This is a genomic window from Candidatus Paraluminiphilus aquimaris (genome assembly GCF_026230195.1).
Taxonomy (GTDB): Bacteria; Pseudomonadota; Gammaproteobacteria; order Pseudomonadales; family Halieaceae; genus Luminiphilus; species Luminiphilus aquimaris.
Map to the genome: position 1 here is coordinate 1,514,610 of NZ_CP036501.1, position 25,886 is coordinate 1,540,495.

Consider the following 25,886-nt stretch of genomic DNA (forward strand, 5'->3'; position numbering starts at 1 on the left):
GAAAGTGGGTTGGAGTAGGGGGTCGTCTCAAGATCCTTGACGGTTGGATGCAGCATCGTCGGCTTTGGGCTTTGCCGAAATTTGAGTTGCAGATAGGTCGTTTATCTTCATCCCTGGCCGCACACTCTGGATTCCCTCAAGGATGACGCGCTGCCCTTCTACTACGTCTCCTCGAATAAGCATGCGCCCGTCTACCCTGCGAACCATTTCAACTGGGCTTCGTTGCGCGCGATCGTCTATCGCGGACCAGACATACGGGCCATCTGCACCCCATTGAACGGCTAATTCGGGGACACTTAGATAATCACCTTTGGCAATAGAGGCATCGATCTCAAACGCCATACCGGGTCGGAGATTGTCCGAGCTGTTGTCGAGCGCTGCACGAGCGCGGAAGGCGCGTGTGGATGAGTTAACTCTTGAGTCAACAGCGACAATGGTTCCCATCGCGTTGTCATCAGGCGACTCCCATTGTCGAGCGTGTACCTGCAGGCCTTCAACAATTTTCCCGATGAAGCTCTCGGGCACCGTAAAGTCGACAAGCAAAACGCTGCGATCGTCGAGCGTTGTGACCATAGTGGATGTGTCGACGCGATCGCCAATCTCAACGTCGGTGATACCGATGCGGCCTGAAAACGGCGCTGTAATCTGACGCCGTGAAAGTTCAACCTGCCTCTGGGAGAGACGAATTTCAGCAAGATCGACGCCGCTTTGTGCTGTATCGATTGTGCTCTGAGGGATATTGGCCTCGGTGGCGTTGAGCGAAATATAGCGCTGGAGCATTCGCTTCGCTTCCTGCAATTCCACCTCAGCCTGACGAACCGCAAGCGTTTGATCTCGATCATCGAGCTTCAAAAGCGTCTCGCCTTTAGATACCGGCATATCGGGCGCAAGCTTCGCGTACGAGACGACACCAGCACTCTCTGGGTAGAGCGTTACACTCTGCTGAGCACGGGCTGTCCCTACCGACTTAATCGTATCGATCAGCGGCGCTCGCTGAATCTGTGCCGTTGTTACAGGGAGTTCTCTTGAACCCCAGGATCCACGGCTGTTTTTTGATTGGGGTTCATTCTCTTCGGAGCAAGCGACAGACAACACAGCTACCACCGTAGCCATCAGTATGCTTCTCATTGCGCGATCATAGGTCTGTTTCATGTGCGCAGTATACGAGACAACGCTCAAATACCCGCCGTTTATTTGTCACCCACTGCCGCTATTGTTGCCTTTGTCTTGGTTCTGACAACCTACCTGCCCGTTAACTCGGCCAAACGTGTCAACTTCCTCTGACCTTGCGTGGGGCTACAGCATCACTTCGATAAGGCGAGGACCTCGCTCATTCATCGCGCGCTCAAGGGCACTATCGAGCGCATCCACAGTATCGACACGCTCAGCTGGCATGCCCATTCCTTTCGCAATATCCGTCCACTCAATAGCGGGGTTGGTAAGGTCCAGTAATGACAGGGCAGTGGGGCCTGGCTGTTCTACGCCCACTCTTGCGAGTTCGATATTTAGTATGGCGTAAGATCCGTTGTTTAAGATCAATACTGCAATATCCAAATCCTCACGGACCATGGTCCAAAGGGCCTGAACGGTGTACATGGCTGATCCGTCAGCCTCTAGACCAATGACTTTTCGATCTGGACAGCCAAGGGCGGCCCCAACCGCCATGGGTAAGCCTGCACCAATGGCACCGCCTGTCAGCGTCAGCCAATCGTGAGGCGCAGCATTTCCCGTCATCAGGAAAGCCCCTAGACCATTTGTCGCACCTTCGTCGACCACAATTGCGTTTTCTGGAAGCCGATTGGCAAGAACTTTGCCTAATTCCACCGCATTAATTGGACCGGCTTCCAGTACATGTTCCACTCGTTGCGCAACCTTCTCAACGGTCTCTGGCGCATTCAGTTCATTGGCGATTCGCGTGAGGGTGTCTATTGAGTCAACGGTGTGATCGCCCATTCGAAGCAGGTTTACACCCTCGGGCGATAACCACCCGGGTTTGCCGGGGTAGGCAAAGAATGAGACCGGCGGTTTACTGCCGATGATGACTAACGTATCTAAATCTTGTAAGTGCTCAGCAGCCATCTCGCCAAAGTAGGGCAGACGCTCAGTTTCTACTCTCCCTGCACCGCGCTGTTGTCGGGTAAAAAAGGTCTCCGTGATAAGCCTTGCGCCCGTCGCTTCTGCGATGCGCCCCGCTTGCACAAGACCATTCTCTCGAAGCGCGTGACCACCCATAAACAACGCCGCGGCATCACTGTTACGCAATGCGTTTGCGGCCTCGCGTATCTGTTCATCACTCAACGTATTAGGGGCTGGCGCTTCGGGGATCGCTGCATCGGACGTTGCCGGATCCCAAGCGTGGTTCGCCGGAGCAACGAAGGCCGTCACTTGGCCCGGATAGGCCATACTGGCTTGCCACGCTTTTAATCCCACTTCTGCGAGGTCATCAGAACTGCTTGATACACCTGTCCATGCACAGACGGCAGATGTCAGCCCGTCAATATCGGAGGTGAGGGGCGCGTCGAGTTCGAGATGGTGAGTTGCGTGGTCACCAATCATATTCAGCACGGGGACGCGCGCGCGTGATGCGTTATGGAGATTAGCGATACCGTTCGCATACCCCGGACCCAAGTGAAGCAGTGTGAGCGCGGGTTTGTCAGTCATACGTGCAAAGCCATCCGCGGCACCGGTTACGACACCCTCGAAAAGCCCTAGTACTGCCTTGATTCGTGGCTCCTTGTCGAGGGCCGCAACGAGCTGCATCTCAGACGTGCCAGGGTTCGCAAAGCACGCGGTTACCCCTGCATCCGCTAACTTTTTTATCAGTAGATCTGCACCATTCATTACCGCTTTACTCCCCATCGCTATTATCTTTATCTAGGTCTGTCGCCGCTTTTTACCCGTCAGCTGGGCCGCGAAAGACTATACAGTAGGCCAGCTACTTCCCCTGGGTCTACTTAGGTGGAGGCTTTATCGTTGTAACGAGAGTGCGGGCTTTGCTGAGCGGTCCGCGCGATAAATGCCCCAATGCTTTTCTGGTTCCAATGGGTGGTCGGACCCTTTCCAGTTCTCATCGAACGCCTCGAAAATATAGACCAAAATACGCTCTCGCTCAGCCCACTCAAGCAATTCCCGAAGATAGGCTTCCTGATAAAGCTCACCGACGTTTTCGGGCGGAATTCCCCGCCCATTGGACGCCGTTGCCCATCCTGCTTCGGTGATGATGATTTGCTTTCCCGGGTGCGCCGCTTGCACGACCTCGTAGTTTTTTCGGGTGTAATCCATCGCTTCTGCGACGGTCTTATATTCCCAGACGGGATAGGTATGAATCGCAATCAAGTCAAGCTCTTGTGCTAGCGATTTGAGCTTGTCGAGCCAGGGGACATAGTTCTCGCAAAACGTGACAGGCTGAGGAATGCGAGAGCGCAAATACGCGGCATATGCCTTGACAGTCTCTGGATCAATAAGGTGATCGGTCCAGTCTACGGTTGCTTCATTGCCGACTGAAACGACATCGACGATGGATTCGTAACGATTAGCCCAAAGAACAGCTCTATCGAGTTCCTCTTTGTTCTGCTGACGATTTTTCTCGAGGGTCTCTTCGCTGTAGACGCCTCCCCATGGGCAACCCTGATTGTTCACCTCGGCGCCAATGTAAGCCCCTAGCATGACAGTAAAAGGCAGTCGTTCTCGCTCAATTACCTTCAATACTCGCTCAGTATGGAGATCGCAGGCGTAGACACGAAGTGCATCCCAATGCCCCTCGAGTAACTGCAAATCCTCGAGTATTTCAGCTTCCGAGGGGAACACGCCGTCGTCTGGGCTCTGCCCGTCACGAAAGCCTGAGTAGCAGATGGCACGTTTATAGGGGAGGGGCATACGTTGCATCATTGGCTCACTTATAAAAGATTCGAGTACTTAAATTGCTCATTTTGATTCCAAAGACCCCAGTGCGCTCCGACATCACCTTCACCAGCATCACCCGCGATCTTCCACTCTTCGTCAAACGAGGCGAAGTAGAACATCTCGATGTTATCGTCTTCTGCCCATTCCATTGCTCTTAGAAAGTATAGATAGGCTCCTTGTAAGGATGACTCAGCGCCGTAGAACTTTCCACCCGCGCTTGGCCAGCCCGTCTCGGACACGATGACCCGCTTGCCGTTGGCTACCTTCTGTACCCGCCGATACATGTCCTGCATGTAAAGCGTCGCATAGGGAAGGGCGCACCCTTCCCAAAAAGGATAGCAATTGGTCAGCAGTAGGTCACAGGCCGCTGTGATCTGAGGACGATCCTCGAATTCATAGTACGCATCGACGTAGCCCATGGGTACATTGGCAGGCAGCCGCTCTTTGACCTCCGCCATGAGAGCCAAAAGTTCTGCTTCTTCCAGATCTCCTCGATACAGGACTTCGTTGCCGACAGCCGCCACATCAACTGCTCCCTCGTGGGCAAGTTCGATCAGATTTTCAATCTCATTCCGATTCTTCTTTGCATCTTTGCCGAGCCAAGCACCGACAAGCGTGCTCAGTCCCATTGCTTTGGCAACTTGCGGGATATACTCATTACCCTGGGTAGTCGAGAAGGAGCGAATCCAATTGAAGCGGGGGGCAAGGAGCGCCATTCGATGTTCGATTTGGCCACGCGACAGTTCGTCCCCAGGTTTTTGGCCGCTTGTGTAGGCACTAAAGGAAATACCGTGCATTTTTTTCGTGAGCAACTGCTGCAACCGCGAATCCAAATCCAGTTCCTTCGCGCCACGCGCATCTTGCCCAATCAAATAATGGTGTTTTCCTGCTCGCTTACCCATGTTACTCCCTGCGTGTTTTGACAAAGTGTTCGTTAAAGTTGAGACGCGATGCTATGCGCGGATGCTGTTTTAGACATCTTCAATACGACGAGACGAACCTTTCACTGGTTAAGTCGGAAAAATTCGGTATCGCCACGCTAGGCCCGTGATTTAGCATATCGTCCCAAGTAAAGCGGGCGCCTAGACCGAGTCACCGGTCTGTACCTGTCAAGCGGACTGATGCGTGATCCGATGAGATAACCAGCCATCCCGGGGTGTGAGGGTGAATCCAACCGCTCCCGATCCATGCACAGCTCGAACATCATAAAATTAACGAATTAGAGATATGACCAATAAAATGCTGTACTTGGGTAACCATCCGCTTAATTCATCTTCCTCATCCGTAACGGGCGACTATGTGGTCCGTAATGGTGAATCTTTTTATCGTATTGCTAACGTCGACGGCATGGATGATTTTTTCATTAGTGTCGTTAGTGATTCGAATCACTGGATGTTCATCTCGACACGGGGCGGCCTGTCTGCGGGTCGAACAGACTGCGACAGCGCACTGTTCCCGTACTACACCGAGGACAAGATTCAGGATAATTCGGGTAATACCGGGAGCCGCACGATTGTCATTGCAGAGCAGGACGGCAAAAGGAAACTTTGGGAGCCTTTCTCGCGATCACACGCCGGGATCTACAACATCACGCGAAACCTGTACAAAAATGTCCTCGGCGACAAGCTTGTTTTTGAAGAGCTCAATCACGATTTGGGTCTACAGTTCACTTATTCTTGGTCGACATCCGATCGCTTCGGGTTTGTGAAGCAAGCAAGTATCGCCGCCTTGGGAGAGGTAACGAGTCGTGTGGAAATGCTCGATGGTATTGAGAACCTACTCCCTTATGGCGTGTTAGCGGGGACTCAAAACGAGCTGAGCTGTTTGGTGGATGCCTACAAGAAAAATGAGCTTGTACCCAACACGGGCCTCGCCATTTTTGCCATGAGCTCGATTCTCTCGGACAAGGCCGAGCCAAGTGAAGCACTGTCAGCGACCACCGTTTGGTCCTATGGTACCGAGGGTGCAACGTACTTAATCAGCTCTAACCAGCTGAGCCAATTCCGCTCGGGGCAAACAATTAGCGAAGAGCAGGAAGTGCTGGGCCGCCGAGGCGCCTACTTCATCCATCAGTCATTCGAGCTAGCCGAGGGTGATGAGCGGAGCTGGGGTATTGTGGCTGACGTGAATCAGGGCCCCGCTGCTATTCGAGACACGGCCGCTTTGATTGAGGCTGACGCCGACATTGCGGCGCTCATTGCCAAAGACATCAAGGTCGGTTCTCAGAATCTTGAGCGTTTGGTGAGTACGGCAGATGGTATACAGATGACGGGGGATACCCTGAGTGCTAACCACCACGCATCGAACGTGCTGTTTAATGTTATGCGGGGTGGTTTGTTTATCGATAACTACGCCATCGACAAATCTGATTTGACATCGTTTTGTGCACAGTGGAACCAGCGCGTCTTTGAGGCCAATACGGCGTTTTTTGAAGCCTTGCCAGAAACCCTCAGTTATCACGACCTCGATGCCGCTCTGCTGGCTAATACCGATCTGCAACTCGAGCGTTTGTGCAGAGAGTACTTGCCACTGAGTTTTAGTCGTCGCCACGGTGATCCATCGCGTCCCTGGAACCGATTTGCGATTAAAGTGAAAGATGAAAAGGGTAAAAAGCTTCTAAATTACGAGGGGAATTGGCGCGATATTTTCCAGAACTGGGAAGCGCTGAGTTCCTCTATTCCCTGCTTTGGCGCGAATATGATCTCGAAGTTCGTCAATGCAACTACAGCGGACGGTTACAACCCGTATCGCATTACTCGGCAGGGAATCGATTGGGAACGTCCTGAACCTGAGAACCCCTGGGCTAATATAGGCTACTGGGGTGATCATCAGCTGATTTACCTTCTCAAGCTGATAGAGCAATCGGTTGCTCACAACCCAGCTGCATTAGAGTCGATGATGTTCAGAGACGCATACGCTTACGCCAATGTGCCCTACCGAATTAAGTCTTACGCCAGCATTCTGAGTGACCCCTATGACACCATCGAGTTCGATGAATCACTTGATCGTGTCATCGATAAGCGGGTGGAAGAGATGGGTGCCGATGGTCGGTTGATGCCGGATCCAAACGGCGGGGTCTACCAAGTAAACCTTGCTGAGAAAATTCTGGTCACTCTGCTATCTAAAATTGCCAACTTCATCCCCGACACGGGTATTTGGATGAATACCCAGAGACCTGAGTGGAACGACGCAAACAACGCGCTGGTTGGGACCGGCGTTTCCGTTGTGACTCTCTGTTATCTGCATCGATTCCTCAACAAGGTTGTGCCACTCTTTTCGGCGCTTAGCCAGGAGACCGTGCAACTATCAGAGGAGGTGGCTGAGTTTTTAGGTGAGGTGAGATCCGTTTTAGCGAGTCATCAGAGCTCAATCGGCGCAGGTCCGGTGTCAGATGCGATTAGAAAGGACGTGATGGAAGCGCTGGGTACTGCCGCTGAGCGATACCGAAACCGTATCTACGAGCAGGGCTTTTCCTCCGTAAAACAGACGGTTAGCTTAGCGAACGTTATTGACTGTTTGGTGCGAGCACGTGACGTCAGCGCGGTCAGTATTCGCTCAAACCGCCGTTCTGACGGGCTGTATCATGCATACAACCGCATCGCGGTGAATACCGATGGTGTTCAAATTAAGTATCTTTACGAGATGTTAGAGGGGCAGGTCGCGGTTTTGAGCTCTGAGCTATTAGAAGCGGACGAGTCTCTTTCGCTACTAAAGACACTGAGAAACTCACCTTTGTACACAGCGCGTCAACACTCGTATTTGCTGTACCCCAACCGGCAACTCCCCTCGTTCATGGCGCGTAACCTCGTTCCCCGAACCTTTGTGGAGTCCTCAAGGTTGATGACCACCCTGCTTTCAAGCGGAAACACTGACCTGGTAGAGCAAGATCAGTCAGGGCAGGTTTATTTTGCCGGAAAGTTTAACAACACGGCATCGGTCGCAGCAGCCTTAACGAGGCTGGCAAGTGAGGGATATGCTGAGGATGTTGCGGCCGAGAGAGTCGCTATTGAAAACTTGTTCTCGGATTTGTTCGACTGCGCCAACTTCACCGGTCGCTCAGGCGCGATGTATGCCTACGAGGGCTTAGGCTCCATTTATTGGCACATGGTTTCCAAGTTGCTTCTTTCGGTTATGGAGACCGTTAGGAGTGCTGAGGCGGCGGGCGCTCAATCCGATGTACTGGCAGAGCTTCAGCGCGCTTATTACGACGTTCGCGAGGGAATTGGTTTCAACAAGGCGCCCGATGTTTATGGCGCATTCCCAACGGACCCGTACTCGCACACGCCGGGGTTCGCGGGCGCTAGACAGCCGGGTATGACAGGACAGGTGAAAGAAGAAGTACTGACTCGCTTGCTTGAATTGGGTGTTCAGGTCGCGGGGGCACGTGTTGCGTTCAAACCCTCTGTGCTTCGACGGTCAGAGTTTTTGGATGCGCCTGCCACACTTCACTATTTTGATACCGCAGGGATAGGGCAAGAGCAGTCGCTTCAAGCGGGGGAGCTTGGGTTCACCTACTGTCAGGTACCTGTTGTCATGGTTATGGCAGACAAAGCCTCGATCACGTTACATCGAAACGATGGTACGACCGAGTCGGTGGCTGGAAATGAACTTTCTGCAGCGCAATCGGAGGCGCTGTTTAAGAAAAACGGACATTACGTGCGAATTGATGTGCGAACTGATCGAGTCATGGATTAGCAACGCGTCACGAAAAAAGCCCGCTGTTGCGGGCTTTTTTTTTTGACCTGTGATCACTGAAACCGTTAGCCGCGCAGGGTTTCTTTTGTTTGCAATGGCTACTTGGCTACTTGGCTACTTGGCTACTTGGCTACTTGCTTAGGGATAGGCATTAGGGGCCTACGACGGCGTCGAGACCGCAAAATTCTGGCCTTCCTCGATTGAGCGCAGCTTTATGTGTTCTGCCTCGCGTCCAACTCTGAACGTATAGACCTTACTTGTTCTTCGTTGAGGTCATAATTCCACATGGCCCATATGCCCAACAGAGTGCCCGTAGCTGGGACGATAATGAAGGCAGCTCTCAACCCCGCAAGCGCTTCATCACTCTGTACGTCCAGTGTTTGGTCGAAGCCAACAAACGCCAGAATGAGACCACTCAAAAGGCCCGCAAAGGCTGCTCCAAACTTCACCATCCACCAATAAATAGCGCCAAATAGCCCCTCTCGCCGCTCAAATGTCTCGAGCTCGTCGAGGTCGCAAATATCGGCCGTCATTGACATCATGATGGTGAAAAGACCACCAATGCCAAATACAAAGAGTGGGATGGGGACGAACATTAGGTATGGGTTTTCCGGTGTAAAGCTCCACCAAAACATCGCGTAGCCTAAAAGTGACATTCCCTGGGTGATGAGGAATGTTTTGTGCTTCCCATGGACTTGACACATATAGTTAACGATGGGAATCACGAGGAAGCAGGTAAATAACGCAGAGACACTGCCAAACAGTGCAGGCCAATTCCCTGCGGCAACCGGATCGCCTCCGTTCATGTAATAAACAATGATGAAAAAGGTGAACCCCGCGACACAGTTATAGGCATTAAAGATAAAAAATGTAGCCATACAAATACGTTGGAAAGGTTTATTTTTTAACGTAATGGCAATGCCATGAAACAACTCTCGAAAGGTCTCAGCCAGAGTTAACCCGGACGACTCTTCACTGTCGTTGGTTGTATCGACAGAGTTGCAGAAAATGGCGGGCACCATAGCCATCGCCATACAGCCCAACCCCACGTAAATTGAGAGTGTTCGTGCCCCCTCGGTTGCGGATTCAAACCAATTTGGATCGTAGAGAACGATCCAAAACCACGGGGCGATTACCCAAGCCCACTGGCCAATCCATTGCGCAATAGCCATCAACCGCGTGCGCTCGTGGTAGTCGTCACTCATTTCATACCCCATGGCGACATAGGGAACGCTGAAAATCGTCATGCCAATGAAAAAGACAATAGACCAGCCCAAGAAATACCAGAAATTGTACAGTTGGCTGTTTTCCGCTGAGAGTTGCCACATCGCAATGTAGGAGAGCCCAGCGACGAAAGCGCCGATGAATATGAAAGGACGCCGCTTACCCCATCTGGATTCTGTTCGATCGGAGATGTAACCCATCAGTGGGTCTGTTAACGCATCCACGAGTTTAGGGAGAAAGAAAATGAGCCCCCACAAAATGGGACTCATACCCAGGCTCTGAACTAGGATGACCATAAAGATGCCCAGCGCTGCTGGGAACATCTGATTGGCCAGCATGCCAATGCCAAAAGCAATCTTTTGCGGCATTGGGATGTGGCTGCTACGAGTCAGCTTTGTGCCGGCGTTTGGTGCGGCAGTGGTCGATAATGTGTCGGTGTTCATGCGGCTTTTCTTCCGAACAGGTTGAGGAATCTCTTTAGCTTTAGAGGTTTAGGTTTAATAAGAAACGGAATATTCGATACGGCACTGGTTTTCTCGGGCGCATCGATCTGACAAAACAGGCGGTACTCGCCGGGCTTGGATAGCTTAAAACTAAATTCCCGAGCGTGCGTCCCTGTCATGCTGTGAAGAGTAGGGGGCGTGGGCTCAAAATCACCTCCATCGCTCTGAAGCGCTGCTGGGACTTCCTCACGTACCCGCCAAGAGATCAGGTGATTGTCATTCCCAGTCAGCATTACCTCGGCGCTGAGGACTTGATCGACGTCGGCCTCAATACTCACCGGTGCCTCTTGTTGGTTTAAAAACAGGGATTGAATTTTGGGCGCCTTGTGCGTGGGTAAATTGCCTGTCCACATTTTCTGCATGACCTCTACGGCCTCAGTGCGCTCACCGGTCTCTAGGAACATCCCATACCAAGTTGGGGTTCGCTCCTGTTTTTGGCCCCACAGGAAAATATAGGAACCGAGGCACCGCTTGGCGTCTGACAGGATAATGTCTTCGTATCGACGAAGGATGTCGTTGGCTTTTTCGGTGCTCGATGGTTCGAAAGGCCTTCCCCATGCGGTTTCAGGGCTCTCCCAATGGCCGGTTGGCCCCCACTCTGTGATTTGGTAGGGACCGTCGTAGCCGGCCTCGTCTAAGATTTTTGGAAGATGATCAATCTCGCCATAAATTTGGAATGACAGAAAGTCGAGTGACGGCGCCCGTGCAGCAATGGCCTCGACTGTGTGAGCATCGATGCCAGCTAACATGGTGGTCACCGGATGATCAGGGTCCTCAGCTTTAATGCGTAGCGCGAGTGCCTCGACTGCATCCCACACACCCTCATTTTTGGCGCGCAGGTTCAGCTCGTTGCCCAGTCCCCACATGAGGAGTGCTGGGTGATCTTTCAGCCGCAGAACGTCCTGCATCATTTGTTCAGTTTGGGCGTCGACTGCTGTTTGATCGGAGTAATCGAAGCCATGTCGCTCGCGGGCAATATCAAGTCCCATACAGACCTTCAGACCCAGCGCTTGTGCCTCATCAAGAATGTCCGTCGCATCGCGCTCGCCATTGGTTGCGCGCCATGTCCTAAAGGCATTGCCCCCCGCCAGAGCTAAAGATTCAAGACGACCGAACTCCAGCCCCGCTCCTTTAATGAAGAAGGGCGCACCGTCAACGATTAGCTGATAGCCGCTAGTCTGATTGCCGAGGAGTTCTACCTTTGCCATGAGTGCTTGTATGTGACGCTTTTATTAAGGACTTTTGATAATTCAGGATAACAATCGGTCGCGGGGCCGATAGGTAAAAGCGGTCAAAATGGTATTCTGGTGAGACCAATGGGCGCAGAGTCACTCAGGGGTCAATAAGGCACTGTTTTTACAATTCATTTGAAGCATTTATGGGTAAATCGATTGGGCTCAATTTGCCGAGAGGGAAGCCCGAGCACCCTGCGTTCAGCACCCTTTAGTGGACGATCAATTTGAGGAGACCGTGTAGCGCCGGCTAACGTGGCCTTGACGACTTTCCTCAGTAAAGCGCGGTTCATGAAGAATTTCGTTCGTATAATCCTCTGCCTGATCCAGATAGTGCGGTGAGTCTGGGTTGGTCATGTCGTTACCGTATTGGTGAGTGCCGAGAACCCGTTGTTCACCATCGGGTGTCCAGCGAATGAAGTAATAAAGGCCATCACCGGCGACAGCGGTGAGATGGTCGTCGCCCTCGAGCCGTCGAGAATAAATAGCTCTCAGCGTGTCTGGGCCACCTGCAACCGGCCAATGTTTGCCGTCTCGTCCGTGACGATTCACATCGCCCCAGGCGGGGTCTAGACGCCCCCCGATAGCCAGGGTTTGCTCAATACATTCATTGAGGATTTCGTTTGCATCCGGGGTGCTGGTGCCACCACTTTCTGCCTGCCATTCGGCTGCAAGCACACAGACTCCCAGTGCCGCGCCGCGGTTGGCTTTATCTGTTCCGCGATCCCAAGACGATAAAATATCGATGGCGCTTGCGACTGCCTCGCTTGAAGGTGGCAACGCTGTTACCTCGTCGAGGAAGGCCATCCCACGATAATTAATGGAATAACGGTTGTCGTGTTTCAATTGCCACGCTTCATCAAAGGAAATTTGGTCAAACTCCTCAAATAGCTCGAGTCCACGCGTTGCACGGTTGGTCATGCGTGTCTGCCATCCGCCATTTCTTGGGGCGTTAGCAGGTAGCGGATTATCCCGCGCCTCGCTTATGTTAAAAGGCGTCTGATTGGCACTGTGCACAAATCCCGATTGAGGATTAGTGACTTGGGGCAGGACCGAAGTAGGGTGGTAGTCCCGCCAAATGAGCTCCGAGCGGTCGCCGGGTAGGTATTGCTGCCAATTCCAGCCAGGGGCCCTTACGGGTAGCTGAGCATTGTGAATAAAGTGGATGTCACCGTGTTTGTTGGCATAGACAAAATTAAAGCTCTGGATGTGGTTTAAGGCGATGGCATCTTTCCATTGTTGGAAGTTCTGCGCTTTGTTCATGGCCAGCCATTGTTCGACTTGCTTCATCTCGTTGATGCCAGCGTAACGGATGGCATAAACACCATGGTCAGTCCGCAGTGCGGGACCATGCTCTGAGTGGAGGACCTCTCTGGTTACAGACCAAGGTATGAATCCCCAAATTTTCAGCTTGAGCTTCACTTTTCCTACTTCAAGGTCTCGCCACTGGCCATCAAGGCGGTATTGGTTGGGGTTGTCAGGATTCATTTCGAGCACATAAACATCCACGAGATCAGGCTTATTTACCGTGGCGCCCCAGCCATGCTCCTCAGTAAATCCAACGCCCATGGTTGGTGCTCCGGGGAAGAGTCCGCCCATAACATTGAGCCCCTCGTTCGACTCGATATGTGCTTCATACCAGGCGACAGGACCTGTCAGGGGTTGATGCGAATTAATAATGAGGTAAGTCGAGCCATCATCCGTGCGCTTGGGTGCAATCGCGGTCGCGTTAGAACCAATGGGGTCTTTGGGCTGTGGGTTGTAAGGCGCCTTGCTAACCGTGTTAGGTCTCTCATCACCAAAAAGCGCCAGCACCGGCTCATTGAAACCATAAAAAAGCGGGTGGCGAAGCATGTGGCCCGCAACAATATCTTTACCCGTTACGGGCAGCAGCTCCGGGTATTTAACTTCTGACGGATTATCCGCTGCAAAGGCGTTAAAGCCCGCTGCAAAACCCTCAACATAGGCACGGATCTTGGGCGACAGATCGCGCTCGTAGTTTTTATCAAGCGTTCCCCATAAGTCGAGCCACTTAACTAGATAGTCGGTTTGTGCCCCCTCTTGCCCCTCATAGAGTCCTGCGGTACCGCGGTAAAAGGGCAGGCTGCCTTCCATAATGGGCCAAGCATCCTCTGCCTGCGCGTAGGCTAATCCAAAGGCAGCGTCTGCGTCGGTGTCACCGTAAATATGCGGGACGCCATAGTTGTCTCGTTCGATGGTCGCTTCAAAGGCTGTTGCGGATACCCCGCTCATTAACAGTAGGCTAAGCGATGCAAGGGACGAAAATACTCGGAGGACGCGTGTCATCATTTTATTGTTCTCTAACTGTTATCAAAATAGTGCATGCAAGCTGAGCGCACTGCGGTTTGAACGCTGAGTGGTTGAACCCATAAAACGAACTCATGTGCCGCAACTTGCCGCAATGATGTGTCGCCCACCGGGGTGTACGCAAAGTAATTCCTTATGGTCGCATGCTAAAGCCTTTGTCCAGCTTGTGACGTGGGGATTACCTGTGCACGCGTTATACTCGCACCATGAATCTAATTGCGTTGGCCGTTCCCTTCTTCTTACTTGCAATCGCTATCGAGTGGTTGTGGGGCCGTTGGTCTGGGCGAGACACCTACAGACTCACGGATGCGGTGAGCAGTCTCACGCTGGGTGGACTATCGCAAGCCCGTCGGTTTGTTGCACTGGGTGTGGGCGGTTCGGTTTATGCCTGGTTGTCTTCCGTTACGCCCTTTGCGACCTGGACGGCAGAGGGCTGGGAGGCATGGATAGTTGCCTTTTGTTTGTATGATCTTTGTTATTACTGCTCGCACCGAGCAGGGCACGAAATAAAGCTCTTTTGGGCTGCCCATGTCGTTCATCATCAGAGCGAGGACTACAACCTATCGACTGCCCTGCGGCAGACGAGCTCAGGCTTCTTGTTTGGTTGGATTTTTTATACACCCCTCTTTTTTATCGGTGTGCCCGTTGAAATGATGGTGACGGTAGGCGCTTTGAATCTTATCTATCAGTTCTGGGTGCATACCGAGCATGTTGGTGAGCTCGGTTGGTTCGAATACGTTTTTGTATCTCCCTCGAATCATCGCGTGCACCACGCAAGAAACACCTGCTATCTGGACCGAAACTACGGTGGCGTATTTATTATATGGGACCGCTTGTTTGGCACTTATCAACGTGAATTACCTTCTGAGCCTTGTGTCTATGGCATTACTAAACCCATAAGATCGTGGTCACCTGTCGAAGCGTGGATTCACGTTTACAGAGACATACTCAGCGATATGGTGCGCACCCGACGTTGGGGAGAACGCCTATGGGTGCCTTTCTCTCACCCAGCATGGCAGCCATCTGATTTGAGGCCTGACGCAACATCGAGGGGGGAAGAGCACGGCCCTTTTGAAAAGTACGATCCAAAAATTTCACGCGTGAGGAAGATGAGTGGCGCTGCAAATTTGATTCAGATCACGGTGCTTTTGCTGCTGGCGCAACAGAGCGAGATACTAGTGGGCTTTGAGGGTTATGTATGGGCTTTGATGCTTTGGCTGGGTGTCGCAAACGCCGCCTTGCTCAGCAACGCCGACTCTCGGCTGTTTAGGTTACAGGAGATAGTGAAAGTCCTGACATTGAGCGCTTTTGCGCTGCAACTACCAACCTTCACTGCCGTGCTTGTTATTTCGCTGGCATTATTGGGTACAGGTTGGCAGTGGATAGGTAGCAAAGAGGTGGCTGTCGCCACCTCTTGAAGCGATCAAAGCGTGCCGATATAAGCCGCTAAATTCCCGATGTCGTCATCGGTCATGGGTTTTGCGACAGGCCACATCATAGCGGACTGTGCACCTCGAGCTTCACCCTCACGATAGGCTGTGAGTTTGCTGGAGATGTCACTCATCGCCTGACCCGCTAATTGAGGTCCAATACCGCCCTCGCCATTGCCGCCGTGACAGGCAACGCACTGTCCGTAGTAACTCTCGCCCAGCGCCTCAGGTGATGCTGCCGCAAGCGCTTCCTGTTTAACACGCTCAATGTCGGCGATACTGCCGCCGTTTTCGGCCTTCCATTCCTGATAGCAATCACCCACGCAAGCATTGCGGTTACCAGTCCATGACTCGTCATTGGTGGTGGTTCCCACCCAAATTATTGCGGTGATAGCAATCGCGAACCCCGCGACGATGACGTTTGTATTCATTAAATTCCCCCGGGTACAAACTGTGGTGTTTTTGTCGGCGCGAATGATAAGGCCTTTACCTGGTTGATGTAAGTGGCTCCGTCGTTTAGCGGGCAATTTCACCTTTATCCGCGCTATAGCCGATCGCTATTTCGTGACCACAGACAGTCAACCTGCGCTGCGGGCTATGAGACGGCAGGTCACCTCATGGGGGGTATCGCCGCGCAACGGCTGTACAGGCGGGTAGGACATTCCTTGGGCAGCATGGAAAGCGAACTTAAATGCCTCCATACTCGGCTCCGTCAAAAATCGTCAACAGAAGATGAGAGAGGACCCACGATTGTGAATGCTGCTTACACGGGACAAATTAAAGTTAGGTTTGCCGATACTGACGCTAACGGGCACACCTACTTCGGAAGCTACTTGGTTCTCGCCGATGAGGTCGTGTCCGAATACCTCGCACAGGTTGGCTGGGACGGTGGGACAGACGGGGATTTCTTGACCTTCACAGTAAATGCCAATATCGACTTTGTTGGCGAATGTATGGCGTGGGACATTTTGGAAGTGTCGTGTCGTTTCACTAAAATAGGTAACAGCAGCTGTGCACTTGAGTTTGAGATGTTGAATACGTCGACGAATGAGGTGGCCACTCGAGGGTCGTTTACCTACGTTTTTGTTGATAAGGCAACGCGCAAGAGTCGCCCAATTCCACAGGCCATCAAGACTGCAATCATCGCGGCACAGCCAGAGTTGGCAGGTTAAGTCAGGGCAATACAGTCGCGCTTGCCCTGCGTATCACACAAGCACGAAGAGACCGACTAAACAGGATAAGAGTTATCTATGGACGACACGGTGAATCCACAAGGAAATCCGCAAGGAAAAGGCGTCGTCATGGTCTTGCAACAAATGGCGGCCGCAGCGCCTGCCGAAATTCGCCCTAAGTCAGCCGATGAGGCGCTTTTGGACTATTGGTGTTCGAGTCTGGTGTTGTCCGCCGCATTCAAATTCAGGGTTGCTCCGGATAACACCTATTTTTTGTATCGGGTAGGTTTGGACTGGCAGCTCTCTTTGATTGCCCCTAATGAGTGGGGCGCACGAATCCCCGGCGAATTCGTTGCCGAGTGTCAGCTGAGTCCTGATATGACATGGCAATTGCAATTTGACGACAATTTGAGCCCCTCGGTGCGCGCTGCCTTGGTGTCGTTTCTTGAGGGGTTTCAAGCACAGGCTGCGTCGTCAGAAAGCTTTGACGAAATGCTTCCCGATTACGTTGAGAGCCTGCCCTATCAACAACGGGTTCTGGCTTCTGCGCTCAAGCGGTCCTTGAAACATTCTTTGCGGCTTGCGGGCGACAATGGGGTGGGGCTTTTAGCGGCGGTAGTCGAGCGGCGGCTCTCTATCACCCAATAACGCCTCGTATTCGAAGTCTCGACCACGCCGTGAGTAAAACTCGTCTTTTGCGGCACTGAGAAGCGCTGGGTTTTTGAAGAGATCGACGGCGGTCAGTGCCATCGATTTCGCGGCGACGATCATGCCTTTGTGTCCAATGGGTGTGCGTCCCGCCGCAACCGCCTGCCAAGTGTGTGCGCCTGTGCCGGGGACCCATGTCGCCGCACTCATGCCCACCGTCGGTACCGTCCAGCTCACATCGCCAACGTCTGTTGATCCGTTTCCGCGAACGCCGGAGGTGTAGGGTTTGATTTGTGCTGCTCTTTCGGCCAGTAGCGCGTCGTCGGGCAAGGTCTTGGCAATCTCCTTAGCAAAGGCTAGGTCGGTCTCGGTGTAGTGCACGCCACCCACCGCCGAAAGGTTTTTATGCATGACCTGAGCGAGCGTGTCATTGGGTAACACACTGTAATTACCATGAATGACTTCATAGCTCATTGTCGTACTCGTGCCGAGCGCCGCCGCTTCGGCTGTGGCAACCACGCGGTCCCAGATGGCTCTCAAACTGCTCTCATCGGGATGTCGTACGTAATAAAAACTCTGGGCTTTGTTCGGAACGACGTTAGGTGCAGAGCCTCCATCTGTGATGACGTAGTGCAGCCTCGTAGAAGCCGGCACATGCTCTCGTAATAGATTGACCATAAAGTTCATCGACTCGACCGCATCGAGGGCTGATCTGCCCCGCTCTGGCGCCGACGCAGCGTGTGAAGAAACCCCCGAAAAGGTGAATTTTGCAGAGCGATTGGCAAGCGTGCTGGCTGAATCAGCTGCATTAACCGATGCCGGATGCCAATGTATGACAGTGTCGACGTTGTCAAAAAGGCCTGCTCGTACCATGTAGACTTTTCCCGATCCGCCTTCCTCCGCCGGCGTGCCGAAAAACTGAATCGTGCCCGATGTGCCGGTTTGTTCGAGCCACTCTCTTGTGGCGATGGCCGCACCGAGTGACCCGGTGCCAAATAAGTGGTGACCGCAGGCTTGTGCCGAATGTTTTCCCTCAACCGCTTTTGGATACGGCAGCGCGGCTTGACTGATGCCCGGTAACGCATCGAATTCACCCATGACAGCGATGACAGGTTCCCCCGATCCATAGCTTGCGATAAAAGCCGTGGGAATTTCCGCAACACCACTCTCGATGGTGAACCCCTCGGCTTCTAGTGCGCTCTTGAGAGCGGCGCTTGAGCGCGTTTCCTGATAGCCCACTTCGGCGAGGTCCCAAATGAGATCACTCAAGTCCGTGAGCTGATCCGATCTTCGCTCGATACTGTTGAGCACGCTCTCGTTGGCATTTGCGATTAGTGAACACAGTGATAAAAACAAAGCGGCGACCGTGACGCCTCGGTGTTGAGTAGTTGTCATGACGATGCTCGTGTTGTCAGGCATTGGGCAATTCTTTAAGTCCAGTCAACGTTGTGTTGCTTCTTGCGCATACTAACAGACCGAAAAGTGGGTGGCTTTTTGGGTGGAATCAGGGCGGATATCAGCGGATTAATTCCTGTGTATCGCCCTACGCACTGAAATCTTGTGAGCGAATTTCTCCGTTTTTTGACGAGTGCCTTGGTTTGGTTGGTGGGTGTACACTTGAGGTTTCGTAACGTTGAGTTTCACCAGAGGACTTCATGGCGGGCAGTAACCAAGGCATCTCTATAGATGGGCGAAGGCAACGCGGTGAGCGCACGCGCCTCGCCATTATCGACGCGGCGCTCTCCCTTCAGGAAGAGGGCATATTGGTCCCTACCGCTCAGCAGATATCAGATCGTGCCGGCGTTTTAATACGTTCGTTCTTCCGTCATTTCGACGATATGGAAACGCTCTTCAAAGCGGCCGATGATCAATTACGTGATTCTTATGAAGCCTTGTTTATCGGTGGCGACAGACAGGGTTCGCTCAAAGAACGAGTCAATCGGGCCGTTGAGCGACGAAGTGCTGCGTTTGAGCAACTGAAAAACGTGGTATTGGGCACTAAAGCGCAGCTATGGCGCTACGAGACACTTCGAACAAACTACGCGCGGAATCAGCGAGGTTTGCGAAAAGATCTGGAGGTGTGGTTACCGGAGCTACAAGACTTGACTGAGGTTGATTGCGAGTCCATCCATGCGAGCGCGTCGTTTGAGATGTGGCACCGGCTTCGTAGCGAGCAAGGCTTATCTTTAGAGGCTAGCCGCACGGTCGTAATATCGTTGCTGATGGCTTTGCTCACCTCGGATTGATTTGGCGACCCTAACGTCTGCCAAGGCTTTAGATACAAATCATTTGCGCCTTAGTTATAAATTGACATAATCTATGACTAAATAATTTTCGGTCGCAGATGAGAACGGTGTGCCTGCGCCTTTGGGGACTCAAGCGTGAAAAGAACAGTGTTATTCGTCACCGTGTTGCTGGTCGTTGCGGGGGTAGTTGCTCACCAAAATCAAACGCCGCTTCTTCTAGCGCTGCTTAAATATCAGTCGGCGAATGAGTACCAGGTGGGCCCGCCACGTGATATTCCCTGGAACCAAGGTCCTGAAGAAGCGGTTGCGCCTCTGGGTGAGCGGCCACCTAACATCGTTTTAATCGTCGCTGATGATCTGGGTTACAACGATATTTCTATTTTTGGCGGTGGGCTGGCCGACGGGCGGGTTAAAACGCCGCATATTGATCAGTTAGCACAAGATGGCGTTGTCTTTACGCAGTCCTACTCTGGTGCCGGTACCTGCGCGCCGTCACGCGCCATGTTAATGACGGGACGTTACCCGTCGCGCACCGGATTTGAATTCACGCCAACCCCCTCGGGTATGGCACCAATGGTCTCGCGCATATCGGCTGAGATGGATAGCGGACTTCCCTCTAGCTTGTATGACAGTGATCTTGACCATAGTAAGCCACCCTATGAGCAGCAAGGCTTACCGCCTGAGGAAGTGACGATTGCTGAGGTGCTTAAAGGGCAGGGTTACGCGACTTTTCATATCGGCAAATGGCACCTTGGACGGCAAAACGGCATGGCTCCCCATCAACAGGGGTTTGATCAGAGCTTACTGATGGCGAGCGCTTTATACCTTCCAGAAGATGATCCGAATGTCGTTAATGCAAAGCTCGATTTTGATCCCATTGATCAATTTCTCTGGGCGCGCTTGGGGTTTGCTAATAGCTTCAATTCGGGTGATCAAGATCGATTTGAACCACGAGGCTACCTAACTGATTACTGGACAGATGAGTCGATCAATATCATCAAAGCCAATAGAAATCGGCCTTTCTTTTTGTATTTGGGTCACTGGGGTGTGCACACGCCCTTACAAGCGACGAAAGAGGATTACGAGGCTGTGGGGGATATTAAGCCCCATCGTAAGCGAGTGTACGCCGGCATGATCCGTTCGCTGGATCGCAGTGTGGGTCGCATCAATGCGGCGCTGGAAGAAGCGGGCCTGGCCGATAACACGCTGGTCATTTTCACAAACGACAACGGCGGTCCTGGCTACATTGGGTTACCCGATATCAATAAGCCATTTCGCGGTTGGAAGCTCAGCCAGTTTGAGGGCGGCATCCGTGTGCCACTCATGATGAAATGGCCCGCTAAGATTGCAGCGGGCACTGTTGCCGAAGAGCCCGTGGCGCATATTGATGTCATGCCAACACTGACGGCCGCGGCTGGGGCAGCGCAGCCTCAAAATGTGATCATCGATGGTAAGAACCTGCTGCCGCTGGCGACAGGTAAGGGCGAGGAAGCCTGGAGCCGCGACACTTTATTCTGGCAAAGCGGACACTACCGCGTGGTGCGTCATAAAGACTGGAAGCTGCAGGTGACGGCGAGACCGGATAAACAGTGGCTCTTTAATCTTGCCGAGGATCCTAATGAGAAAAACAACTTGGCGGCGAGCGAGCCCGAAAAGGTGGCCGCATTGATGACTCTGCTTGATGCGCATGCAGCGGCATCGAGACCATCGCTTTATCCGCCAGTTAGTGAGCAGCCGATTGCCATCGATAAAACGCGCCATGAGCGTTTTGAGGAAGGTGACGAATACATTTACTGGCCGAATTAGTCTCGGCCGATCCGTAGGTTCACTCTTAAAATTACAAATGACGCGTCAAAAGGTACGAAGAGGATGAAAGTAGAGAACAGTGTGATCCCAACGCAGGAGCAGATGGCGGGCTTCTTGGCCCCCGGTCCAGAAGGTCCCATCAGCATGGTTAACCTCCTCAAATTCAGAGATAAAGCCAGCTACGAAGACGGCCGAGAGAGCGAACTGACCGGGGCAGAGGCTTACGCTATTTACTCCAAAGGTGTCACGAAGACCCTCTCCAAGGTAGGCGGGGAGATCATATTTTCCGGTGAGGTAAACCGACTCATGCTGGGTGAGGTCGAGGAGCTCTGGGATTCAGTGGCGATAGCCCAGTACCCCTCGCGGGCGGCGATGCTGGAGATGATGCAGTTGCCGGAGTATCAAGAAATTGCTGTTCACCGTGCCGCGGGGTTGGCCGGACAGCTCAATATTGAGACTACCCGTTCCGTCGTTTTTGAAACAGATAAATAGGAGGGTAGGGCATGGGCAAGACCCTAAAGATAGGTCTGGCTGTCGTCTTTTTTATCGGCGTTTTCGTGATTTCGTTGCCCAGCTTGGTTCACAAGGCCGGGTTGCACCCTGACTACGTCGGGCCGACTGTCAACTTACCCGGTAAGCGGGCGCTTATCATCACCACTAGCCATCGTGTGTTGGCGCCGGTTGGAGAAACAGAGGGAGACCCCACCGGCGTCGCGGCGTCAGAAATGACGCATCCCTACTACACCTTTCTCGATGGTGGGATGGATGTGGATCTGGCCAGTATCAACGGGGGTGAAATACCGATAGACCCCGAAACAATTAACCGCGTTGTAAGGACAGCTGAAGATGAGCGGTTTCTCAACGACAGTATTGCGATGTCCAAAGCCAAGTACTCGATTCCTATCGCAGACGTCGATATCACTGCTTACGACATTGTCTTCATATCAGGAGGATGGGGTGCCTCTTACGATTTGGCACAAAGCCCTGTCCTAGGTGAGATGGTCAGCGATGCGTACTACGGTGCTAAAGACGCCATCATCGGCGGCGTGTGTCATGGCGTGTTGGGCTTGGTCAATGCGCGAACGACGGATGGTAGTTTGCTTGTTGCGGGTCGCCGCATGACAGGCGTGACCGATAAGCAAATAAAGGAACTCGGTATCGAGGTGACCCCTAAGCACCCCGAGACTGAGTTACGCAAGGCGGGCGCCCTTTTTGAGAGTCAAAGCGCCTTTAGAGACGTGTTTGCCACCCATGTTGCGGTGGACGATGAGCGACGCTTCGTGACCGGCCAGAATCAAAACTCGGGCCTCGAAGCTGCACACGTCATGATGCAGGTATACGCAGATCGTGAGGGCTAGGGCATGGCCAATGAGAGGAGTTCAACCATGAGACGGGTAGTTTCACTCGTTATATCGCTCCTCGCTGCGGTGTTCATCGTTATGGGCGTTCGATGGTTGATCGCGCCTGAAGGTATTGCGCCCGAGTTTGGGCTTATCTTGGGCGATGGTCTGGGTCTCAGCTCACAGATCGGCGACATGTCGGGCTATTTTTTGTTTCTGGGTATCTCGATGGTGCTCGGTGTCGTCACGGGACATCGCCCCTGGTTCTACGCTGCGGCCATTCTCCTGTCACTAACGGCCGTGGGGCGCACCGTTGCTTGGCTGGTTCACGACGCAGCACTTGCGAGTCAGGTTCGCTCAGAGGTCGTTATTGCGGCGCTGTTATTAATCGCTTCGCGGGTTTTAGGCGAGGACGATTGAGTGTCCTTTAGACATATGCTGTGTCTGTTTATTGTAGCGGCGCTTTCGAGTGCGCCCTCAATGGCCGCTGAAATTGCAGACAGCGCAAGCAGGTCATCCATTGATACCTCCCAGCGCACCAACATTGTTTTGGTGTTGGCTGATGACCTAGGTTTTAGTGACTTAGGATCTTACGGCAGCGAGATAAGCACCCCTAACCTCGATGCCATAGCAAAAGAGGGCCTTCGGTTCAGCAATTACCACACGGCAGCCAACTGCGCGCCGGCGCGTGCGATGCTGTTGACCGGTGTCGATGCACATCTTGCCGGCGTTCCCAACATTCCTGAGATGTTGCCGCCTGAGCTACAGCAGTATGAGCACTATCAGGGCGTGCTAGGCGACAACGTCGTGACCGTGGCCACGCTTCTTGAGGATGCTGGTTATCACACCTATTTCGCCGGAAAATGGCATTTGGGCACGGGGCCGGGGAAACTTCCCAGTCAGCGAGGTTTCGAGCGTACTGTTGCGTTGGCAGATTCCGGTGCCGATAACTGGGAGCAGCGGCCCTATATCCCGCTATATGACACTGCGAACTGGTATGCCGATGGTGAGCCTTACCAACTGCCAGATGATTTTTACTCCTCTCGGTTCTTAGTCGATAAGACCATCGAGTTTGTCGACAGTAACCTCGCCGATGGCGAGCCATTCTTTGCCTATTTACCGTTGCAGGCGGTGCACATCCCCGTGCAAGCGCCACAGGCCTACATCGATCGTTACATGGGCGTGTACGACGAGGGATGGGATGTATTGCGAGAAGCGCGTCGATCTCGATCGATCGAGCTGGGTCTCGTTCCGCCGGAAACCGACATGGTTCGTATGTCGACCACTGACGATTGGTCAGCCCTGAGCGACGAGCAGCGGCGTTATGAGTCAAAACGGATGGCGGTTTACGGCGCTATGGTTGAGGCGATGGATCACCACTTAGGTCGATTATTCGACTATCTCAAGGCGGCAGGCCAATACGACAATACGCTGATCATTTTCACCTCAGATAACGGTGCTGAAGCCAGTGGCTCTGCCGATCCGTCGTCATTTACAGCACGGCAAGGGCCAACGTCAGTGGGGTACAACATTGACTATGAATCCTTGGGGTTAAAGGGGAGTTACAACACCATTAGCCCCAGTTTTGCCAGTGCAGCCGCCAGTCCACTGTCGCTTTTTAAATTTTACGCGGGGGAGGGTGGTATGCGAGTACCGCTGATCCTTAGTGGGCCCTCTGTCACGAAAGCTGGTGAGATCAATCATTCCTTTTCTTTTGTCACCGATATCACCCCTACGCTGCTGAGTGTGGCTGGCGTTACCGCCCCGCAAGATCGCTACCGAGGCAGGCCTGTCGAACCCATGGTTGGCAGGGATCTCATGCCGTTAATTACCGGCGAGGTCGACCGGGTATACGAAGAATCTGATTCTGTTGGCTACGAACTAGCGGGCCATGCGGCGTTGTTTCAGGGCGATTACAAGCTCCTGTTTACTCGAGGTGCTCTGGGCGATGGACAGTGGCATTTGTATGACATTGTTCGAGATCCGGGTGAGACCCATGATCTCGCCGCCTTGGAGCCAGCGCGTCTACAAACGATGCTGTCGGCCTATCAGCGCTATGTCAGAGAGAATAAGGTGTTGGAGGTGCCAGCTGGCTACAGCCACACCAAACAGCTTCTGATCAATGTCCTACACCACCGATTCAAGACCCCAGTGCTAATCGCAATGCTGACGGCGCTGATATTGCTGCCCTTTTGGGTGGCCTACCGAATGAAAAAGAGGCCTAGCTAGGATGTCAAACCCCCATCGACTTTATGCGATTACGCACTCTCTGTATTCGGGTCGTGCCCGCAGTTACCTCATCAAACATCAGATCGCTTTTCAGGAGCTCTCGACAGGTCACGAGAGCTTCAAAGCAGAGGTCTTACCCAAGGGGAAATTAGCGACCATTCCCACACTGGTGACGCCAGAGGGTGAGGTTATTCGCGATGGCGCCGCCATCATCGAACACTTCGAGGCGACAAATGGTCGACCGAGTCAGCCGAGAGGTCCCAGGCAGCGCATTATCAGTGCGCTGTTTGATGTCATTGGCACCGATGGCTTATTGCGGCCAGCCATGCACTACCGATGGAACTTTCCCGAGGACAATCTAGCCTTTGTTCGGTACCACTTCCTTCACTCACAGCGCGACACACCGGAAAGGGCTGAAAAGACCGAAGCCATGATGGATCGCATGCGCTACGCAGCAATGATTTTTGGCGTTACCGAGCACAGTCAGGATGTGGTCGAGTCACTCTATCTTGACTATTTAGACGCGTTAAATGCGCATTTCGAGCAGTACCCGTACTTACTTGGGTGGCGCCCCAGCGTGGGGGACTTTGGTCTCATCGCGCCGATGTATGCGCATTTGGGCCGCGATCCGCATCCGGCAAAGCTGATGCAGCAGCGAGCGGTCTCAGTGCATCGATGGGTCGAGCGAATGAATCGTGCCGATCAGGACGTGCCGGAGTTTTTTAACGCAGGCACAGAGTTTATTGATGACGATGAGGTGCCTGAGTCCTTGATGGCTGTCTTGCGGGTCTTGGCTGAGGATTTTGTGCCGGAAACCCTCGCTGCAGCAGAGTCGATTAATGGCTGGTTGGCTGAAAATAAACCAGAGACAGGTGCCCCGGCAGTGGGCCGGCTCGCTCAAGCACGCGGGACGGCCACCTTCGCTTTGCGTGGGCAGACCATAGAGGCCCTAGCCCAACCGCATCGTTTTTATCTTTTGCAGCGAGTTCAGGACGATTACGCGAGTCTGTCTGAAACCGAAAAGGCCGCTGTCGACGCGGTGCTTAGCAAATCGGGCATGACTGCCATTCTCGACGCAGCCCTAAACCGGCGCATTGAACGTGCCGATAACCTCGAGGTTTGGGTTTAGG

At 53.0% G+C, this 25,886-nt stretch carries 20 protein-coding genes; 11 read left to right on the forward strand and 9 right to left on the reverse strand.

The genetic code is table 11. The annotated features are described in order from the left end of the window. Window positions 1-27: 27 nt before the first annotated feature. From E0F26_RS07000 to E0F26_RS07015, 4 genes are all read right to left on the reverse strand, one after another. Window positions 28-1,113 carry an efflux RND transporter periplasmic adaptor subunit gene (locus E0F26_RS07000; protein WP_279240951.1) on the reverse strand — a complete coding sequence of 362 codons (1,086 nt, stop codon included), beginning with the start codon at window positions 1,111-1,113 and terminating at the stop codon, window positions 28-30. Between the two features lie 183 nt (window positions 1,114-1,296). Beyond that, a complete protein-coding gene (locus E0F26_RS07005) occupies window positions 1,297-2,841 on the reverse strand; it encodes an acetolactate synthase large subunit (RefSeq protein WP_279240952.1) in 1,545 nt (514 codons plus the stop codon). Between the two features lie 126 nt (window positions 2,842-2,967). After that, window positions 2,968-3,888, reverse strand: a complete 921-nt coding sequence (locus tag E0F26_RS07010; protein ID WP_279240953.1) for a glycosyl hydrolase family 17 protein — start codon at window positions 3,886-3,888, stop codon at window positions 2,968-2,970. Window positions 3,889-3,896: 8 nt separating this feature from the next. Continuing rightward, window positions 3,897-4,805: a glycoside hydrolase family 17 protein gene (locus E0F26_RS07015; RefSeq protein WP_279240954.1), complete on the reverse strand. Its 909-nt coding sequence runs from the start codon at window positions 4,803-4,805 to the stop codon at window positions 3,897-3,899. A 325-nt stretch (window positions 4,806-5,130) separates the two neighbouring features. Between E0F26_RS07015 and E0F26_RS07020 the strand changes: the two genes are divergently transcribed. Further along, window positions 5,131-8,598, forward strand: coding sequence for a hypothetical protein (locus E0F26_RS07020; RefSeq protein ID WP_279240955.1), 3,468 nt, complete (start codon window positions 5,131-5,133; stop codon window positions 8,596-8,598). 212 nt (window positions 8,599-8,810) lie between these two features. Here the strand turns inward: E0F26_RS07020 and E0F26_RS07025 are convergent, their stop codons facing one another. The 3 genes from E0F26_RS07025 to E0F26_RS07035 all read right to left on the reverse strand — a co-directional run bounded on the left by E0F26_RS07025 (window position 8,811) and on the right by E0F26_RS07035 (window position 13,867). Beyond that, a complete protein-coding gene (locus E0F26_RS07025; RefSeq protein ID WP_279240956.1) occupies window positions 8,811-10,265 on the reverse strand; it encodes an MFS transporter in 1,455 nt (484 codons plus the stop codon). Then, on the reverse strand, window positions 10,262-11,533 hold the full coding sequence (locus E0F26_RS07030) for a glycoside hydrolase family 2 TIM barrel-domain containing protein (RefSeq protein WP_279240957.1): 1,272 nt from the start codon (window positions 11,531-11,533) through the stop codon (window positions 10,262-10,264). Before E0F26_RS07030 ends, E0F26_RS07025 begins: the two co-directional genes overlap by 4 nt. Before the next feature lie 246 nt (window positions 11,534-11,779). After that, window positions 11,780-13,867, reverse strand: coding sequence for an acylase (locus tag E0F26_RS07035; RefSeq protein ID WP_279240958.1), 2,088 nt, complete (start codon window positions 13,865-13,867; stop codon window positions 11,780-11,782). A gap of 224 nt (window positions 13,868-14,091) precedes the next feature. Here E0F26_RS07035 and E0F26_RS07040 point away from each other — a divergent pair, with 224 nt between their 5' ends. Continuing rightward, window positions 14,092-15,303 (forward strand): sterol desaturase family protein, encoded by a 1,212-nt coding sequence (locus E0F26_RS07040; RefSeq protein WP_279240959.1) that lies wholly within the window; start codon window positions 14,092-14,094, stop codon window positions 15,301-15,303. Between the two features lie 5 nt (window positions 15,304-15,308). Here the strand turns inward: E0F26_RS07040 and E0F26_RS07045 are convergent, their stop codons facing one another. Beyond that, window positions 15,309-15,746 (reverse strand): c-type cytochrome, encoded by a 438-nt coding sequence (locus E0F26_RS07045; RefSeq protein ID WP_279240960.1) that lies wholly within the window; start codon window positions 15,744-15,746, stop codon window positions 15,309-15,311. Window positions 15,747-16,067: 321 nt separating this feature from the next. Here E0F26_RS07045 and E0F26_RS07050 point away from each other — a divergent pair, with 321 nt between their 5' ends. Further along, complete coding sequence (locus E0F26_RS07050; RefSeq protein ID WP_279240961.1) at window positions 16,068-16,487, forward strand: acyl-CoA thioesterase; 420 nt, start codon at window positions 16,068-16,070, stop codon at window positions 16,485-16,487. A gap of 78 nt (window positions 16,488-16,565) precedes the next feature. Beyond that, window positions 16,566-17,135 (forward strand): DUF2452 domain-containing protein, encoded by a 570-nt coding sequence (locus E0F26_RS07055; protein WP_279240962.1) that lies wholly within the window; start codon window positions 16,566-16,568, stop codon window positions 17,133-17,135. Here E0F26_RS07055 and E0F26_RS07060 read toward each other — a convergent pair. Next, complete coding sequence (locus E0F26_RS07060; protein WP_279240963.1) at window positions 17,094-18,554, reverse strand: M20 family metallopeptidase; 1,461 nt, start codon at window positions 18,552-18,554, stop codon at window positions 17,094-17,096. The two genes, E0F26_RS07055 and E0F26_RS07060, sit on opposite strands and share 42 nt — an antisense overlap. Window positions 18,555-18,790: 236 nt before the next feature. On the opposite strand from E0F26_RS07060, the gene E0F26_RS07065 reads away from it, so the two are divergent. From E0F26_RS07065 to E0F26_RS07095, 7 genes are all read left to right on the forward strand, one after another. Continuing rightward, the gene (locus E0F26_RS07065; protein WP_279240964.1) at window positions 18,791-19,381 is read left to right on the forward strand and encodes a TetR/AcrR family transcriptional regulator; all 591 of its coding nucleotides are present in this window, start codon (window positions 18,791-18,793) and stop codon (window positions 19,379-19,381) included. A 135-nt stretch (window positions 19,382-19,516) separates the two neighbouring features. Further along, a complete protein-coding gene (locus tag E0F26_RS07070; protein ID WP_279240965.1) occupies window positions 19,517-21,187 on the forward strand; it encodes a sulfatase in 1,671 nt (556 codons plus the stop codon). A gap of 63 nt (window positions 21,188-21,250) precedes the next feature. Beyond that, window positions 21,251-21,679, forward strand: coding sequence for a DUF1330 domain-containing protein (locus E0F26_RS07075; RefSeq protein WP_279240966.1), 429 nt, complete (start codon window positions 21,251-21,253; stop codon window positions 21,677-21,679). A gap of 11 nt (window positions 21,680-21,690) precedes the next feature. After that, window positions 21,691-22,545, forward strand: coding sequence for a type 1 glutamine amidotransferase domain-containing protein (locus E0F26_RS07080; protein WP_279240967.1), 855 nt, complete (start codon window positions 21,691-21,693; stop codon window positions 22,543-22,545). Window positions 22,546-22,572: 27 nt separating this feature from the next. Continuing rightward, window positions 22,573-22,947: a hypothetical protein gene (locus E0F26_RS07085; RefSeq protein ID WP_279240968.1), complete on the forward strand. Its 375-nt coding sequence runs from the start codon at window positions 22,573-22,575 to the stop codon at window positions 22,945-22,947. Continuing rightward, the gene (locus E0F26_RS07090; RefSeq protein WP_279240969.1) at window positions 22,948-24,756 is read left to right on the forward strand and encodes an arylsulfatase; all 1,809 of its coding nucleotides are present in this window, start codon (window positions 22,948-22,950) and stop codon (window positions 24,754-24,756) included. A gap of 1 nt (window position 24,757) precedes the next feature. Then, on the forward strand, window positions 24,758-25,885 hold the full coding sequence (locus E0F26_RS07095; RefSeq protein ID WP_279240970.1) for a glutathione S-transferase N-terminal domain-containing protein: 1,128 nt from the start codon (window positions 24,758-24,760) through the stop codon (window positions 25,883-25,885). The last annotated feature ends 1 nt before the right edge of the window (window position 25,886 follow it).